Origin of the sequence: Streptomyces sp. NPDC087300 (assembly GCF_044744425.1) — a bacterium.
GTDB lineage: Bacteria > Actinomycetota > Actinomycetes > Streptomycetales > Streptomycetaceae > Streptomyces.
In genome coordinates this window covers 59,324-74,658 of record NZ_JBIUYI010000005.1, presented here as the reverse complement: position 1 = coordinate 74,658, position 15,335 = coordinate 59,324, and the positions used below count along the sequence as shown (strand labels likewise).

Here is a 15,335-nt window from a genome sequence, read left to right as displayed (position 1 = left end):
GGCGGCTCGCCGTCGCAGTCGGTACAACGAATCTGTACAACGTTGGAAGGAACGGCAGTTGGCATGACAGCACGGCTCCGGCGTGCTGTCCAGGGTGCAGGACGACTGCCCCGGTCGGCCGGGGTGGTTCACGGACGCAGGGAGATCCAGTGCGGGTTAGCCTCAAGGACGTCGCGGAGCGCGCGGGCGTCTCGATCAAGACCGTCTCGAACGTGGTGAACAAGTATCAGCACGTCACCCCGGCGATGCGGGCCCGCGTACAGGAGGCCATCGACGAGCTGGGCTACCGGCCGAACCTGACCGCGCGGCATCTGCGCAAAGGGCGTACGGGCATCATCGCGCTCGCCGTCCCCGAGCTGGGCAACCCGTACTTCGCCGAGCTCGCGGGCGCCGTCATCGACGCGGCCGCCGAGCACGAGTTCACCGTCCTGCTCGACCACACCCGCGGCGACCGCGAGCAGGAGGTCCTGGTCAGCCAGGGCTTCCGCACCCGGGTCATCGACGGTCTGATCCTCAGCCCGCTGGAGCTGGAGTCGGAGGACCTGCGGGGCCGCGAGGACGACGTCCCGCTGGTGCTGCTCGGCGAGCGCGAGTACGACCAGCCCTACGACCACATCGCGATCGACAACGTCGCCGCGGCCCGCACCGCGGTGCGCCACCTCATCGGCCGCGGCCGCACCAGCATCGCCTTCCTCGGAGCCCGTACCGACTCCGCGAACCGGCCCGCCCACCTGCGACTCCAGGGCTGGCGCGAGGAGTTGACGGCGGCCGGGATCGCCGCGCCGGAGAGCCTGGTGGGGCCGGTCGGCGGCTGGGACCGCTGGGACGGGGCCAAGGCGATGGCGCGGATGCTGGACGCTGGGGTGCGGCCGGACGCCGTGTTCGCGTACAACGACCTGGTGGCGATCGGCGCGATGCGGGTGCTGCACGAGCGCGGCCTGCGGGTGCCGTGGGACGTGGCGGTGGTGGGGTTCGACGACATCGCGGAGGGGCAGTTCGGGGCGGTCACGCTCACCACGGTCGCGCCGGACAAGCGGGCCATCGCGCGGCTCGCGGTCGAGTCGCTGCTGCGCAGCCTGGCCACCCCCGCGGAGCCCGGCGGACGGGAGATCACCGCGGAATTCCGCCTGGTGGAGCGCGAGAGCACGCTCGGCCGGCGCTGAGCGAACGGCCCACGGCCGCTGCGCGGAGGGTTTACAGCCCACTTTCAACGATGTAAAAAGCTCCCCGTACCGCGAGTTGACCGCAAGTGCCGATCCTCCCGTGAGCGCTCTCAGTGCCGGGGCCGTGCCGTTTTGGGGACTCCATGAAGCCGATCACCCTCCGTACCTCAGCCAGGACCCTGCTCGCCGCCGGCCTCGCCGCGAGTCTCGCCCTCACCGCCGGATGCGCCAAGTCGGAGGACGACGCGTCCGACGACAAGAGCACGGCGAGCGGCGACTCCGGCCAGGTCGTCTCGGAGCCGGGCGGCGGCAAGACCTGCGCGATAGACGCCTACGGCGGCAAGAAGCTCGACCTGAAGGACGCGACAGTGGGCTTCTCGCAGTCCGAGAAGGAGGCCAACCCGTTCCGCATCGCCGAGACGGCGTCCCTCAAGGCCGAGGCCGACAAGCGCGGCGTCAAGCTGCTCACCGCCAACGCCCAGTCGCAGTTCTCCAAGCAGATCAGCGACGTCCAGGACCTCATCGCCAAGGGCGCCGACCTGCTGGTCATCGCGCCGCTCAACTCCGACGGCTGGGAGCCCGTGCTGCGCGCGGCGGGCGCCAAGCACATCCCGATCGTCACCATCGACCGCAAGATCAACGCGGCCGCCTGCAAGGACTACGTCTCGTTCATCGGCTCCGACTTCGTCGAACAGGGCAAGCGGGCGGCCGACCAGATGATCAAGACCACGGGCGGCAAGGGCAAGATCGCGATCCTGCTCGGCGCGGCGGGCAACAACGTCACCACCGAGCGGACCAAGGGCTTCGAGGACCGCATCAAGGAGAAGGCCCCTGACCTGAAGGTCGTCTTCAAGCAGACCGGCGAGTTCGCCCGCGAGAAGGGCCAGCAGGTCACCGAGCAGCTGATCCAGTCCAAGCCGGACATCACCGGTATCTACGCCGAGAACGACGAGATGGGCCTCGGCGCCGTCAACGCCCTCAAGGGCGCGGGCAAGAAGGCCGGCGACGTGAAGATCGTGACGATCGACGGCACGAAGGGCGCCGTGCGCGGCATCGTGGACGGCTGGATCGACGGCGTCATCGAGTCCAACCCGCGCTTCGGCCCGCTGGCCTTCCAGACCCTGGACGCGTTCACCCAGGGCAAGAAGGTGGGCCAGGACATCGTCATCAAGGACAGCGCGTACACCGAGGACAACGCCAAGTCGGACCTGAACAAGGCCTACTGACGTGCTGTCGGCCAAGGCGATGTCCAAGACGTTCCCCGGCGTGCGCGCCCTGGACGAGGTCGACTTCACCGCACGCGCGGGCGAGGTGCACGCCCTCATCGGCGAGAACGGCGCGGGCAAGTCCACCCTGATCAAGGTCCTGACGGGCGTCTACTCTCCCGACGCGGGCCAGTTGACCTACGACGGCTCGCCCGTCCGGTTCGCCACCCCCCTGGACGCCCAGCACGCGGGCATCTCCACGATCTACCAGGAGGTCAACCTCGTCCCCCTGATGAGCGTGGCCCGCAATCTGTTCCTGGGCCGCGAGCCCCGCGGGCGCCTCGGCCTGATCGACTTCGCCCGCATGCACCGCGAGGCCGAGGAGGCCCTGCGCGGCCTCGGCGTCAGCGTCGACGTGCGCCGCCCGCTGCGTGAACTGGGCGTGGGCGCCCAGCAGATGGTGGCGCTGGCCCGCGCCGTTTCGGTCGACGCACGCGTCGTCGTGATGGACGAGCCGACGTCCTCCCTCGAACCGCGCGAGGTCCGCACCCTGTTCGGCGTGATCCGCATGCTGCGCGAACGCGGCATCGCGGTGATCTACGTGAGCCACCGCCTGGACGAGCTCTACGAGATATGCGACAGCGTCACCGTCCTGCGCGACGGCAAGGTGGTCCACACGGGCCCGCTGGCCGAGCTCGAACGGCTGCGTCTGGTGGCACTGATGCTGGGCAGGGAGATCGAGACCGTACGCGAAGAGGGCCTGACGAACTTCACGGGCACGCACGACACACAGACCGAACCGATCCTCCGGGCCAGCGATCTGACGGTCGCTCACCACATCCACGACGTGTCGATCACGATCCGTCCGGGTGAGGTGGTCGGACTCGGCGGCCTCCTCGGATCGGGCCGCAGCGAGACCGCGAAGGCGATCGCCGGGGCCCTGCCGACCGATTCCGGCAGCGTCACGGTGGCGGGCGACAGCGTCCGCCCCGGCAGCACACCCGCCGCCATCAGGGCCGGGATCAGCCTGCTCCCCGAGGACCGCAAGGCCGAGGGCATCGTCCCCGGCCTCTCGGTCCGCGAGAACATCGCCCTGGCCGCGCTCCCCCGCCTCTCCCGCTTCGGTCTGGTCGACGAGAAGCGCATCGACGCCGTCGTCGACACCTTCGTCAGGCGCCTGCGCATCAAGGCGTCGAGCCCGCACCAGAAGGTCGGCGAGCTCTCCGGCGGCAACCAGCAGAAGGTCCTGCTCGCCCGCTGGCTGGCGATGCACCCCAAGGTCCTCCTCCTGGACGAGCCCACCCGCGGCATCGACATCGGCGCGAAGGCCGAAGTCCAGGCGCTGATCGACGAGTTGGCCGAACAGGGCCTGGGCGTCCTGCTCATCTCCTCCGACCCCGAGGAACTGATCGAGGGCTCGGACCGCGTCGTGGTCCTCAGGGACGGCACCACCGTGGCGGAACTGACGGGCACGTCGGTCACCGAGGAGAACCTGCTGCACGCCATCGCCGCGACGGAGCCCGCATGACGACCGACCTGGCAACCGCCCCCACCGCGGCCAAGGACCACACCCGCACCCTGCGCGTCCTCCAGGACTACGGCGTCTATCTGGGCGTGGCCGTCCTCCTCCTCGTCAACATCGTCTTCACCCCGCACTTCCTCTCCACCGAGAACTTCCGCACCCAGGCGGTCCAGGTGGCCCCCGTCCTGATCGTCGCCCTGGGCATGGCGCTGGCCATCGGCAGCGAGGGGGTCGACCTCTCCGTCGGCTCGGTGATGGCGCTGGCCACCTCCCTGATCTCGCTCTACCTCGGCTACGGCATCTGGATCGCCCTGGCCGCCGCGATCCTCGGCGGCGCCGCCGTGGGCGCCGCGAACGGGGCGCTCGTCGCCTTCATCGGCGTGCAGCCCATCGTCGCGACCCTCGCCCTGATGGTCGCGGGACGCGGCCTCGCCCTGGTCCTGCTCCCCCAGCTCAAGGACGTCCACGACCCGAACATGGCATCGCTCGGCTCGGGCGACCTCCTCGGCGTCCCCTATCTGGTCCTGATCGCCACCGCCCTGACCCTCCTGGTCGCCTTCGTCGTGCGCCGCACCACCTTCGGCCGCCAGCTCCTGGCGATCGGCGACAGCCGCCCCGCCGCCCGGCTCGCGGGCCTCCCCGTACGCCGTGTCCTGATCCTCGTGTACGTCGCGTCCGGCGCCCTCGCGGCGATCGCCGGGGTGCTGGCCACCGCCCGCCTCACCGCGAGCGACCCGACCTCGCTCGGCACCCTGATGGAACTCTCCGCGATCACCGCGGTCGTCGTCGGCGGCACGCCCCTGAGCGGCGGCCGCGTCCGGATCGGCGGCACCGTCGCGGGAGCGGTCCTCATCCAGTTGCTCACCGCCACGCTCATCAAGCACGACCTGCCCCCGTCCTGGACCCAGATCGCGCAGGCCGTGGTGATCGTCCTGGCCGTCTACGCGGCCCGCGAAAGGGTCAAGCGATGACGACCGACACCCACAAGCCGATGGACCCCATGAGCGACGCCCCTGCCGTGGGGGACGAGGCAGCCACCTCGCCCACCCGCTCCGAACGCCTCAGCGCCCTCGCCCAGCAGCACGGCGCCCTCGTCACGCTGATCGTCGCGGTGTGCGCCGCCTCGCTCAGCTTCGACACGTTCCTGACCACCGACAACCTGGGCAACATGGCGGTGTCGTCCGCGTTCCTCGCGGTCGTCGCGCTCGGCATGACGTTCGTGATCATCACCGGCGGCATCGACCTCTCCGTGGGCTCGCTGTTCGCGCTGGGCGGGGTGCTCGCCGCGTGGGGGTCGCGGTACGGATCGGCCGTGGCGCTACTCCTTCCGCTCGCCGTGTGCGCGCTGATCGGCCTGGTCAACGGCCTGCTCATCGCCCGTTCCCGGCTCGCGCCCTTCATCGTGACGCTGGCGGCGATGCTGGGCGCGCGCGGCATCCTCCTTGCCGTCACGGACGAGGGCTCCAAGACCTACCTCGTGGACAAGGACTCGTTCTTCGCGCAGCTCGGCCAGGGCGAGCTGCTCGGTGTGGGCGTGCCCGTCTGGATCACGCTCGCGCTGTTCGTGGCGGGCGCGGTGGTGCTGCGCCGCAGCCGTTTCGGGCAGTACGTGTACGCGGTGGGCGGCAACGAGGACGCGGCGGCCCTGATGGGCGCGCCCGTGGCCCGTACGAAGATCGCGGTCTACACCCTCTCGGGGCTCTGCGCGGGTCTCGCCGGCGCGCTCAACGCGGCGTGGCTGGTCTCCGGGGTGACGATCCTCGGCTCCGGCATGGAGCTGGAGGCGATCTCCGCGGTCGTCATCGGCGGCACGCTGCTCACCGGCGGATTCGGCTTCATCAGCGGGTCGTTGGTGGGCGTGCTGCTCCTGAAGGTGATCCAGAACGTGATCAACCAGATCGGCTCGCTGGACTCCGCGTACCAGCAGGTGGTCAGCGGCGCGTTCCTCGCCGTGGTGGTGATCGCGCAGACGTGGCTGGGGCGCAGGCGGCGGGTGCTGTGAGCGGCGAGCGGACGAAGTGCCCGCTCCCGCCTCGGCACGGCCCCGTCCCCGGCCCGCCTCACTCCGGCACGATCTGCCCCTTCCCCAGCGCGATCACGCCGCCCTTGGAAACCGTGTAGAGCGCCTCGTCCCGCTCCGGGTTGACCCCGATCGTCGCCCCCGGCGGGACGTCGACGTTCTTGTCGAGCACGGCGCCGCGCACCACCGCGCCGCGCCCGACCCGCACGTTGTCGTGGAGCACGGAGCCCTGGACGACGGCGCCTTCCTCGATGCTCACGCCGGGCGAGAGGACGGAGCGGGTGACCTGGCCGCGGATGACGCAGCCGGGGCTGACGATCGACTCGCCCGCGATGCCGCCCGCGCAGAACTTGGCGGGCGGGAGGCCGCCCGGGTGGGTGTAGATGGGCCAGCGGCGGTTGTCCAGGTTGAAGACGGGGTGGTCGGAGATCAGGTCCATGTGCGCCTCGTAGTACGAGTCCAGGCTGCCGACGTCACGCCAGTACCCGTGGTCGCGCGGGGTCTCGCCGGGCACGTGGTTCCCGTCGAAGTCGTACACCTGGGCGAGGCCGCGCTCGGTGAGCAGCGGCAGGATGGAGCCGCCCATGTCGTGCGCGGAGTCCTCGTCCTCGGCGTCCTGCTGGAGGGCGTCGACGAGGGTCTTGGTGGTGAAGAGGTAGTTGCCCATCGAGGCGTAGACCTGGTTCGGGGCGCCGGGCAGGCCCGGCGGGTCGGCCGGCTTCTCCAGGAAGCTCTCGACCTTCGTCCCGTCGCGCGCGGGCGTGATGACGCCGAACGAGGACGCTTCGGCGCGCGGCACCCTGATCCCCGCGACGGTCACCGCGGCGCCGTTCTCGACGTGCTGCTTGAGCATCTGCCGCGGGTCCATGCGGTAGACGTGGTCGGCGCCGAACACCGCGATGTAGTCGGGCTGTTCGTCGTGGACGAGGTTGAGGGACTGGAGGATGGCGTCGGCGCTGCCCGAGAACCAGCGCGGGCCGAGGCGCTGCTGGGCGGGGACCGGGGTGACGTAGTTGCCCAGCAGGCTGGACATGCGCCAGGTCGTCGTCACGTGCCGGTCCAGGGAGTGCGACTTGTACTGCGTCAGGACGCAGATGCGCAGGATGTCGCCGTTGACGAGGTTGGAGAGGACGAAGTCCACCAGGCGGTACGTCCCGCCGAACGTGACGGCGGGTTTGGCGCGGTCCGCGGTGAGCGGCATCAGCCGTTTGCCCTCCCCGCCCGCCAGCACGATTCCCAGCACCGAAGGTCCACCGCGCATCCCGGCCTCCTACTTGTCGGCTAACTGTCGGCGTGCAGGATCTCCTCGTACACCTCGACCGTGCGCCGGGCGACCGCGTCCCAGCCGAACTCCCTGACCACGTGGTAGCGCCCGGCGCCGCCCATCGCCCTGGCCCGCTCCGGGTCGGTGGCGACCCTGTTCAGGAGGAGTGCGAGGTCGTGCTCGAACCCCTCGGGGTCCTTCTGCTCGTACGGCACGAGCAGTCCGGTGGTGCCGTCCTGGACGACCTCGGGGATGCCGCCGACGCGTGAGGCGACGACGGCGGTGCCGCAGGCCATCGCCTCCAGGTTGACGATGCCGAGCGGTTCGTACACCGAGGGGCAGGCGAACACCGCGGCGTGGGTGAGGAGTTGGACGATGTCGGGGCGCGGCAGCATCTGCGGGATCCACCGCACGCCCGCGCGGGAGCGGCTGAGCTCGTCGAAGAGCGTGCGGAACTCCGCGTCGATCTCCGGGGTGTCGGGCGCGCCCGCGCACAGCACGAGCTGTACGTCGCGGTCCAACCGCCGTGCGGCGCGCAGCAGATGGGGGACGCCCTTCTGCCGGGTGATGCGGCCGACGAAGAGGACGTAGGGGCGTTCGGTGTCGATGCCGAGCCGTGCCAGGACGTCCGTGCCGGGGTCGGGCCTGTACAGGGCGGTGTCGATGCCGTTGTGGACGACGCGGACCTTGGCGGGGTCGATCGCCGGGTAGCAGGCGAGGATGTCGTCGCGCATGGCGCCCGACACCGCGATGACGCCGTCCGCGGCCTCGGCCGCCGTGCGTTCCGCCCAGCTCGACAGGGCGTATCCGCCGCCGAGCTGCTCCGCCTTCCAGGGCCGCAGGGGCTCCAGGGAGTGGCAGGTGAGCACGTGCGGGACGCCGTGCAGGAGCTTGCCGAGGTGGCCGGCGAGGTTGGCGTACCAGGTGTGCGAGTGGACGAGGTCGCAGCCGGTGAGGGCGGCGGCCATCGACAGGTCCACGGAGAAGGTGCGCAGCGCGTCGTTGGCGCCGTCGAGCGCGGGCCAGGCCCGGTGCCGCTGGACGCCCTCGGGGGCTTCGCCCTCGCCCCAGCAGTGCACGTCGACGTCGGCGAGGGTGCGTAACTCCCGTGCGAGGAACTCGACATGAACACCGGCCCCGCCGTAGACATCGGGCGGGTACTCCCGGGTGAGCAGTCCCACCTTCACGTAGAACCCTCCGTCGTCCGCCTGAGGCCGGCCGCGCTCCCTCATGGTCACCCAGACGAGGCCCCGGGGGAAGACCGCTGCGGCGGCCGTTCGAAGCAACAGTCGCCGCACAGGCCGCCGTTCGGGCACCGGTAGTAGAGGCAGCAGCTGCGGCGCCGGAAGGCGGTGCCCTCCAGCGTGCCGGTGCCGCGCAGTTCGGGGTGGTCGAAGAGCGCGGCGGCCAGATCGAGCGCCCGCTCCCCCACGTCGGCGCGGCCCACGCGCGCGGCCCAGCCGTGGAGTTCGCGCGCGGCGCCCGCGAGGGCGGAGCCCGCGTTGCCCTTGAGCAGCCCCGGGGAGATGCGGTAGCGGTCGCGCAGCGCGGCCGACAGCGGCGCCAGGTGCCCGTGTTGCACGACGTCCCTGATGGTGCCGGGGTCGCCGGGCCGCGGGCGCACCTCGGTGAGCCACAGGTCGTCGGGGGACGTGCCGTCGGCGTCCCAGTGCAGCAGCGCGGGGTCGAGGTCGGGCACGGCCCCGTACAGGGCGGCGGAGCCCAGCGCCACGGACCAGAGCCGGGCGGCCAGTCCGAGCTGGGCCACGGAGACCGCGATGCGCTCCTCGGGGGCGCCGAGCCGCCGTCCGACCTTGTCGACGCGGAACGCGAGGGGATCACGGTCCTGGCCCTCGGGGGGCGTGCCGCGGGCCTCCCCTACCGACCGGTAGGGGGACGGTGGCGCCGGTGCGTACACCGTGGCGAACGGAGCGGTACCCCTGACGATCGGCGGCCCCTCGCGCAGCGCGAAGAAACCGCCGACGGAGCCGAGTTCTGCCAGGTCGATGTGGGTGGTCACGACAGCAGTACAGCAAGTCCCCGCGCCCTCGGGGCCTGCGGGGTGTCCACTTCCGTCCCTAGGGGGTACCCCCTCCTGGGGAGGACGAAGGGCTGGTCGTACTCCATCGGTAGTAGGACCCATTGCGTGCTCAGGTACGACGACGTGCGGCGCTTCGCGAGGCATCGTTGTAACCATGGAAGCCGACCGTTCGCCCCGCCGGGATCACCGCGCGCACCGCACACCGCGGAGCACCTCATGAGTGCCCTCGCGCTGTCCGTGCTGCTCTCCCTCGTCTCCGCCGTGGCGTACGCGGGTGGTGCGATCCTCCAGGAGCGCGTGGCGACGTCCACGCCGGACCGGCGGTACGCGCCGCTGCGCCGGGGCGTCTGGTGGTGCGCGATCGGCCTCAACGGCCTGGGCGCGCTGCTGCACGTGGTGGCCCTGGCCTACGGCCCGCTCAGCCTGGTGCAGCCGCTGGGCGCCCTGACCATCGTCTTCGCGCTGCCGATGGCGGCCCTCTTCGTACGCCGCAAGGCCGGGGCCACCGCCTGGCGCGGCGCGATCATGGCGACGGTGGGCCTGGCCGGGCTGCTCTCACTGACCTCGGCCTCCGACGCGGGGACCCTGGACGCGGCCGAGCGCATGATGCTCGCGCTCGTCACCGGCGGCGGCGTGCTCGCCCTGATCGTGGCGGCGCACGCGGTGCACCGTCACCCGGTGGTACGCAGCGTGCTCCTGGCCTGCGCGGCCGGTGCGGCGTTCGGCATCGCCTCGGTGTTCACCAAGAGCGTGGCGGTCGACTGGGACCGGCACGTCAGCCTGGTCGAGCAGCTCCCCAGCCTCGGTGTGATCGCGGTGCTCGCGGCGGCCGGTGTGCTGATCTCGCAGGCGTCCTACCGGGGTGCCGGGCTCGCGGCGCCGCTGTCGACGGTGACGGTCGTGAACCCGGTCGTCGCCGCGGCCGTCGGTCTCACACTGTTCGGTGAATCCTTCCGCTACGGCACGGCGGGCACGGTCGTCGCGCTCGGCTGCGGCGTCGTCGCCGCGGGTGGTCTGATCCTGCTGACCACGGAGCGGATCGGCGACACGGGCGGCGTGGCGACGCCCGCGCCGAGCCTGAAGGTCACCGAGGGCCCTCTGGCGGCGGCGCAGGACGCCCCGGAGCCGTCGGAGGCCCCCGTGGCCCAGGCGGGTCAGGAACGGCCGTCCACGCCCGCTCCACGCCCGTCGGTGAGCCCGCTGCCCGCGCTTCCCGCGCAGCACGGCATGATCCGCACGCGCCGCCGTGGGTCCGTGCCCCGGTATCCGCTGCACAAGGGGCAGCGGATCGGGTCCTGAGCCCAGGACCCGACCGGCCGGGGCGGCCTCAGATCCGCACGCCCCGCGCCCGCAGATAGGCCAGCGGGTCGATGTCCGAACCGAAGCCGGGCCCCGTCCGCACCTCGAAGTGCAGATGCGGGCCCGTGCTGTTTCCGGTGGATCCGGAGCGCGCGATGCGCTGTCCCGCGCCGACCTTCTGGCCGGCCTTCACGGAGAGCGCGGAGAGATGGCCGTACTGGCTGTACTTGCCGTCGGCGTGCCGGATGACCACCTGGTAGCCGTAACTGCCGCCCCAGCCCGCCGAGACGACCTGGCCCGCGGCGACGGACTTCACCGAAGTGCCGGTGGGCACGGGGAAGTCGACGCCCGTGTGGTAGCCCTTCGACCAGGAGCTCCCCGCCGCACGGTAGGGGGTGCTCGGCGAGGCGGCCACGGGGGCGAAGGCGGCGGCCGAAGTGGCGGGCCTGGCCTGCTCCTTGGGCCGCTCCTTGGGCTTCTCCCGCGCCTTCTCCCTGGCCGCGTCCTTGGCCTTCTCGCTGGCCCGCTCCTTCGCCCGCTCCTTGGCGGCGGCCTCTTTCTTCGCCTCGGCCCGCTGCCGCTCGGCCTTGTCCGCGGCGCGCTCGCGTGCCGTGCTGTCGGAGGCCGGCCGCTTGCCGGATCCCCCGCCGTGCACGGAGAGCCGCTGCCCCGGCGTGATCAGATCGGGGTCGCCGCCGATGACGCGGCGGTTGGTGTCGTACAACCGCTGCCAGCCGCCGCGGACATGGCGGTCGGTGGCGATCCCCGAGAGGGTGTCGCCGTGCACCACCGTGTACATCTCGGCGCTGCCCGCCGCGGACTGCGGGGTGACCTCCGGCTTGACGTCCTTGACGTCGCGCTTCGGCTTCGGCTTCGCCTTGTCCTGCGCGACGGCGGGGGTCACGTCCGGGGTGCCGCCGCCGCGTGTCAGGCCCGCCTTGGCCGAGCAGACTGGCCAGGCGCCGGGGCCCTGGGCGTCGAGGACCTTCTCGGCGACGGCGATCTGCTGGGCCTTGGTGGCCCGGTCGGCGCGCGGGGCGTAGGCCGTGCCGCCGTACGCCTCCCAGGTGGACTGCGTGAACTGGAGGCCACCGAAGTAGCCGTTGCCGCTGTTGATGCTCCAGTTGTTGGTGGACTCGCAGGCCGCCACCTTGTTCCAGGTGTCGACGTCGGCGGCGCCCGCGGTGCCCGCGACGGTCAGCGGGAGCGCCATGCCCGCGCCGCCCGCCGTGACGGTCAGCGACGCGCGGTTGATGCGGTTCGGCTGATACCGGCGGTGCCGGCCCCGTACGGCCATGGGAGCCCCCTCAGACACACGTCATCACGGATTGCACACCTCGGACACACGACAAGCCCGCAAGCTAGCGGGTTCGACCAAGTACTGACAAGACCGCGACGCGTGACTGATGTTGGTCCGTCTACCGCCCCAAGTGGGCGGACAACCACTGGAGTTGCACTCCCTGCTGGTAGGGCCCGCCGCCCTCGTGATCGTTGAAGGAATACACCTCCATCGAACGCTCCTGGCCCGCGTACGCGTTGAAGGCGGCGAACACCGTCGACGGCGGGCACGTCTGGTCCTGGAGCGCCGCGGAGAACAGCGCGGGCGCCCGGCCCCTGGCCGCGAAGTTCACGCCGTCGAAGTACGACAGGGTCCGGAAGACCCGTTCCTCGCCGCCCCTGCGCGCCTTCAGGTAGAGCCCGATCTCGCTGTACGGGGGCCGGTCGGTGAGGGTGGCGGCGCGCGGGAAGTCGCAGAGGAACGGCACGTCGGGCGCGATGGCGGCGAGGTCGGGGACGAGTCCGGCGACCGCGAGGCTGATGCCGCCGCCCTGGCTCGCGCCGAGCGCGGCGACCCGTGCGGAGTCCACCAGCGGGTGGGCGCGGACCGCGTCGACCGCCCGCACCGCGTCGACGAACACGCGCCGGTAGTAGTACTCGTGGGGGTCCTCGATGCCACGGGTGAGGTAGCCGGGGTGGGCGGGCCCGCTGCCCACCGGATCGGGGGTGTCGCCCTGCGCCCATCCCCCGCTGCCCTGTCCACGGGTGTCCATCACGAAGTGCGCGAACCCCGCGGCGGCCCACAGCAGATGCATGTGCGGCAGCCCGCGACCGCCGCCGTAGCCGATGTACTCGACGACGGCGGGCAGCGGTTCGCCGGCCGTGGCGCCTGCGGGCAGCACCAGCCAGCCCTTGATCGGGTGCCCGCCGTACCCCGCGTACGTCACGTCGTACACGCGCACCCCAGGCAGGGGCAGCCGCACGGGCTCGAACCGTGCGTCGAGGTCGTGCTCACGCGCCTCCAGGAGGCTCTTCTCCCAGAAGGCGTCGAAGTCGTCGGGTTCGGTCGACGTGGGCCGGTAGCGGCGCAGTTCGTCGAGCGGCAGGTCGAAATGGGGCACGGGCGGCTCCTCCTCCGTACGCGGGCTCGGACGAGCCACGCTACGCGGGGGCGGGGGCGCGCGGGCCGGTCGGCCTCGCGCACCCCCGCACGACGTCCCGCGGACGGCTTCGGGAGAAGCGCCGGACATGTGCGGAAGCGTCAGGAAATCGCCGGAGTGGCGTCAGGAAAGGGGTCCCGGCTGGGGCTCGGGCGTCGGCTCCGGTCCCGGCGGCTGCGGGATCGGCGACGGCTCCGGCGAGGGCAGCGGCTCGGGCCGCGGCACGGGTTCCGGGTCGGGGAAGGGCCGGTCCGGGTCGGGCAGCGGCTTCGGCGGCACGGGATCGGGATGCGGATGGGTCATTGCGGTCCTCCAGCCAGTGGTTCAGTCGGCTTCACCCCCGCGTACCCGAGGCCCCCGCCCCCAAGCCTTCCACCATTCGACCGGGCCCGCGCGGGCGGGCACACCGGCCGGAGCCGGGCCGCGCCACCCGCGACCTGGCCGCGCCGCGCCGCCCGCACCGGCCCCGCGCCACCCGCCGGTCCTTCACACCAGCCGCGCCGCCGCCGAGAATCCTGGCGCGGGGCTGGACAGCACGGGCGCGTGCGCTCCGCCCTGCTCCCGTACGAGCTCCTGGGCCACCGCCATCGACGCCTGCGCGAGCACGATCGCGTCGGCGTCGCGGACCTCGGCGACCGCCGCCGCGACCGAATGCACGTACCCGTCGGTATCGCCCGCCCCGAACAGCTCCCAGGCGCCCGCCACGAGGACCGGGCGCACCTCGGCGGCGCGTCCGGCCCGCCGCGCCTCCTCCTCGACGAGCTCCACCGTGGGGCCCAGCGTGGACTCGACCGTGGCGAGCACGACGATCCGGGGCCCCGCGGCGACGGCCTCCGCCGCCATCGGCCGGTCGACGCGCAGCACGGGAACGCCGCCCTCGCCCACCTCCTCGGCGACACCGCCGATGGTGGAGCAGGTGCACAGCACGGCACCCGCCCCGTCCGCGACGGCCCGTTCGAGCGCGGCCCGCACGTCGGCGGCGACCGCGTCCGGGCCCTCCTGCCGGGCCCGTTCGAGCAGCGACTCGTCCACGTAGTGGCGCAGTTCGAGCGCGGGGCGGTGCGCGTCCCGCAGCGCGTCGAAGACCGGCACGTGCGCCGGCGACGTGTGCAGGAGACCCAGCGTCACCATGCCGACGGGTCCGTCCGCACCTTGTCGAGCGCGGCACGGAGCAGCTCGACGGAGGCGGCGGGCGCCTGCTCGGGGTGGCGCTCGGCCCACTTCACCACGTACGGGCACAGGGGCGCGACGGCGAGTCCCTCGCGCCCCGCGACGGCGTACAGCTCGGTGGCCAGCGCCCCCGCGATGCCCTTGCCCTCGTGCGAGGACACCACTTCGGTGTGCACGGGCACGAGTGCGGCCTCGGGTTCGGCCAGCGTGAAGTACACGATGTGGCCGACGACTTCGCCGTCCTCGCGCGCTTCGAGCACACCCCGGGCCCGGTCGTCCTTGATCTCGGTCATCGACTCTCCTCAGGCCGTGGGCGCTTCACCGGCTCAGCGGACTCCGCGCCTGGTCGTGGTCGCCCGGCACGGGCTCGGCCGGGTCGGTGCCGAGGGCCACGACGCGGTTGCCCTCGTCGACGTGCACGACCTGGGGCCGCAGCGCCCGCGCCTCGGCGTCGTCGACCTGGGCGTAGCTGATGATGATCACCCTATCGCCGGGGTGCACGAGGTGCGCGGCCGCGCCGTTGATGCCGATCACACCACTGCCGCGCTCCCCTTCGATGGTGTAGGTCTCCAGGCGCGCGCCGTTGGTGATGTCGACGATGTGAACGAGCTCGCCGGGCAGCAGATCGGCGGCGTCGAGGAGGTCGGCGTCGATGGTCACGGACCCCACGTAGTGCAGGTCGGCCTGGGTCACCGTGGCGCGATGGATCTTGGACTTGAACATTGTACGCAACATCGGAACACTTCCACAAGTAGGCTCCCTGCCTGCCTTTTTGCAGGTCAAGGGCCGTTTCGACACTCTACAACGAGTCGCATGTTCGGGCAGCTGCCCCCGCGTTTTTCAGGACTCATGCTGACCACTTGCTGACTTTCCTGACGCCTCGTCAGGTAGCTGGAGAGGGCTTCACCCCCTCCCCCCGCCGTGGCGACTCCCTGACCTTACGCAACACCCCCGCAGGGTGCCCGTGATCACCGTCACGCGGTCTGGACGGCAGTCAGGAGCGAAGGCACTCGCCCGAAGTCTGACCACGCACCGCCCTGGGTCAGCTGACCCAGGCCCCTTCTAGCACGTCTCAAAGAATGAGGCGCCCACAGCTCCATGCACTTGAGTGGCCGAAGCAGGGCGGCAATATAGCGGCGGATCGCCGGTTAGCCAAACCGGCGATCCTCACGACCATGGCTGTGGCTCGTCCGGTGACTCTTGGCGGTCGCAC

The 15,335-nt window shown here is 71.8% G+C and carries 15 protein-coding genes; 6 read left to right on the top strand and 9 right to left on the bottom strand.

The genetic code is table 11. The features are described from left to right. Positions 1–149 precede the first annotated feature (149 nt). The 5 genes from ACIO9J_RS20800 to ACIO9J_RS20780 all read left to right on the top strand — a co-directional run bounded on the left by ACIO9J_RS20800 (position 150) and on the right by ACIO9J_RS20780 (position 5,892). Positions 150–1,163 carry a LacI family DNA-binding transcriptional regulator gene (locus ACIO9J_RS20800; RefSeq protein ID WP_402001355.1) on the top strand — a complete coding sequence of 338 codons (1,014 nt, stop codon included), beginning with the start codon at positions 150–152 and terminating at the stop codon, positions 1,161–1,163. A gap of 143 nt (positions 1,164–1,306) precedes the next feature. Next, a complete protein-coding gene (locus ACIO9J_RS20795) occupies positions 1,307–2,389 on the top strand; it encodes an ABC transporter substrate-binding protein (protein WP_402001352.1) in 1,083 nt (360 codons plus the stop codon). A gap of 19 nt (positions 2,390–2,408) precedes the next feature. Then, positions 2,409–3,896, top strand: coding sequence for a sugar ABC transporter ATP-binding protein (locus ACIO9J_RS20790; protein WP_402003513.1), 1,488 nt, complete (start codon positions 2,409–2,411; stop codon positions 3,894–3,896). Next, positions 3,893–4,861: an ABC transporter permease gene (locus tag ACIO9J_RS20785; RefSeq protein ID WP_402001349.1), complete on the top strand. Its 969-nt coding sequence runs from the start codon at positions 3,893–3,895 to the stop codon at positions 4,859–4,861. The genes ACIO9J_RS20790 and ACIO9J_RS20785 overlap by 4 nt, the downstream gene beginning before the upstream one ends. Beyond that, positions 4,858–5,892 (top strand): ABC transporter permease, encoded by a 1,035-nt coding sequence (locus ACIO9J_RS20780; protein WP_402001347.1) that lies wholly within the window; start codon positions 4,858–4,860, stop codon positions 5,890–5,892. The genes ACIO9J_RS20785 and ACIO9J_RS20780 overlap by 4 nt, the downstream gene beginning before the upstream one ends. A gap of 58 nt (positions 5,893–5,950) precedes the next feature. On the opposite strand, the gene glgC is transcribed toward ACIO9J_RS20780, so the two are convergent. The 3 genes from glgC to ACIO9J_RS20765 are packed head-to-tail and all read right to left on the bottom strand — an operon-like array spanning position 5,951 to position 9,194. Beyond that, positions 5,951–7,171: a glucose-1-phosphate adenylyltransferase gene (gene glgC, locus ACIO9J_RS20775; protein ID WP_402001344.1), complete on the bottom strand. Its 1,221-nt coding sequence runs from the start codon at positions 7,169–7,171 to the stop codon at positions 5,951–5,953. Between the two features lie 20 nt (positions 7,172–7,191). After that, on the bottom strand, positions 7,192–8,361 hold the full coding sequence (glgA, locus tag ACIO9J_RS20770; protein WP_402001341.1) for a glycogen synthase: 1,170 nt from the start codon (positions 8,359–8,361) through the stop codon (positions 7,192–7,194). A gap of 47 nt (positions 8,362–8,408) precedes the next feature. Then, positions 8,409–9,194: a (2Fe-2S)-binding protein gene (locus ACIO9J_RS20765; protein WP_402001338.1), complete on the bottom strand. Its 786-nt coding sequence runs from the start codon at positions 9,192–9,194 to the stop codon at positions 8,409–8,411. 237 nt (positions 9,195–9,431) lie between these two features. Between ACIO9J_RS20765 and ACIO9J_RS20760 the strand changes: the two genes are divergently transcribed. Next, positions 9,432–10,514 (top strand): DMT family transporter, encoded by a 1,083-nt coding sequence (locus ACIO9J_RS20760; RefSeq protein ID WP_402001335.1) that lies wholly within the window; start codon positions 9,432–9,434, stop codon positions 10,512–10,514. Positions 10,515–10,542: 28 nt separating this feature from the next. On the opposite strand, the gene ACIO9J_RS20755 is transcribed toward ACIO9J_RS20760, so the two are convergent. The 6 genes from ACIO9J_RS20755 to panD form a co-directional block, all read right to left on the bottom strand. Further along, entirely contained in the window at positions 10,543–11,811 is a 1,269-nt protein-coding gene (locus tag ACIO9J_RS20755) for a transglycosylase family protein (protein WP_402001332.1), read from the bottom strand. 121 nt (positions 11,812–11,932) lie between these two features. Then, complete coding sequence (locus tag ACIO9J_RS20750; RefSeq protein ID WP_402001329.1) at positions 11,933–12,913, bottom strand: acetylxylan esterase; 981 nt, start codon at positions 12,911–12,913, stop codon at positions 11,933–11,935. A gap of 162 nt (positions 12,914–13,075) precedes the next feature. Further along, on the bottom strand, positions 13,076–13,255 hold the full coding sequence (locus ACIO9J_RS20745) for a hypothetical protein (protein WP_402001326.1): 180 nt from the start codon (positions 13,253–13,255) through the stop codon (positions 13,076–13,078). A 183-nt stretch (positions 13,256–13,438) separates the two neighbouring features. Next, positions 13,439–14,083, bottom strand: a complete 645-nt coding sequence (locus ACIO9J_RS20740) for an arylsulfatase (protein WP_402001323.1) — start codon at positions 14,081–14,083, stop codon at positions 13,439–13,441. Beyond that, positions 14,077–14,415: a GNAT family N-acetyltransferase gene (locus ACIO9J_RS20735; protein ID WP_402001320.1), complete on the bottom strand. Its 339-nt coding sequence runs from the start codon at positions 14,413–14,415 to the stop codon at positions 14,077–14,079. The genes ACIO9J_RS20740 and ACIO9J_RS20735 overlap by 7 nt, the downstream gene beginning before the upstream one ends. 25 nt (positions 14,416–14,440) lie before the next feature. Continuing rightward, complete coding sequence (panD, locus tag ACIO9J_RS20730; protein ID WP_402001317.1) at positions 14,441–14,857, bottom strand: aspartate 1-decarboxylase; 417 nt, start codon at positions 14,855–14,857, stop codon at positions 14,441–14,443. Between the last annotated feature and the right edge of the window lie 478 nt (positions 14,858–15,335).

Coding starts and splice junctions, on each gene's coding strand:
- ACIO9J_RS20795 (WP_402001352.1), top strand. CDS start 1,307: ATGAAGCCGATCACCCTCCGTACCTCAGCCAGGACCCTGCTCGCCGCC.
- ACIO9J_RS20790 (WP_402003513.1), top strand. CDS start 2,409: ATGTCCAAGACGTTCCCCGGCGTGCGCGCCCTGGACGAGGTCGACTTC.
- ACIO9J_RS20785 (WP_402001349.1), top strand. CDS start 3,893: ATGACGACCGACCTGGCAACCGCCCCCACCGCGGCCAAGGACCACACC.
- ACIO9J_RS20780 (WP_402001347.1), top strand. CDS start 4,858: ATGACGACCGACACCCACAAGCCGATGGACCCCATGAGCGACGCCCCT.
- glgC (WP_402001344.1), bottom strand. CDS start 7,171: ATGCGCGGTGGACCTTCGGTGCTGGGAATCGTGCTGGCGGGCGGGGAG.
- ACIO9J_RS20760 (WP_402001335.1), top strand. CDS start 9,432: ATGAGTGCCCTCGCGCTGTCCGTGCTGCTCTCCCTCGTCTCCGCCGTG.
- ACIO9J_RS20755 (WP_402001332.1), bottom strand. CDS start 11,811: ATGGCCGTACGGGGCCGGCACCGCCGGTATCAGCCGAACCGCATCAAC.
- ACIO9J_RS20745 (WP_402001326.1), bottom strand. CDS start 13,255: ATGACCCATCCGCATCCCGATCCCGTGCCGCCGAAGCCGCTGCCCGAC.
- ACIO9J_RS20740 (WP_402001323.1), bottom strand. CDS start 14,083: ATGGTGACGCTGGGTCTCCTGCACACGTCGCCGGCGCACGTGCCGGTC.
- ACIO9J_RS20735 (WP_402001320.1), bottom strand. CDS start 14,415: ATGACCGAGATCAAGGACGACCGGGCCCGGGGTGTGCTCGAAGCGCGC.
- panD (WP_402001317.1), bottom strand. CDS start 14,857: ATGTTGCGTACAATGTTCAAGTCCAAGATCCATCGCGCCACGGTGACC.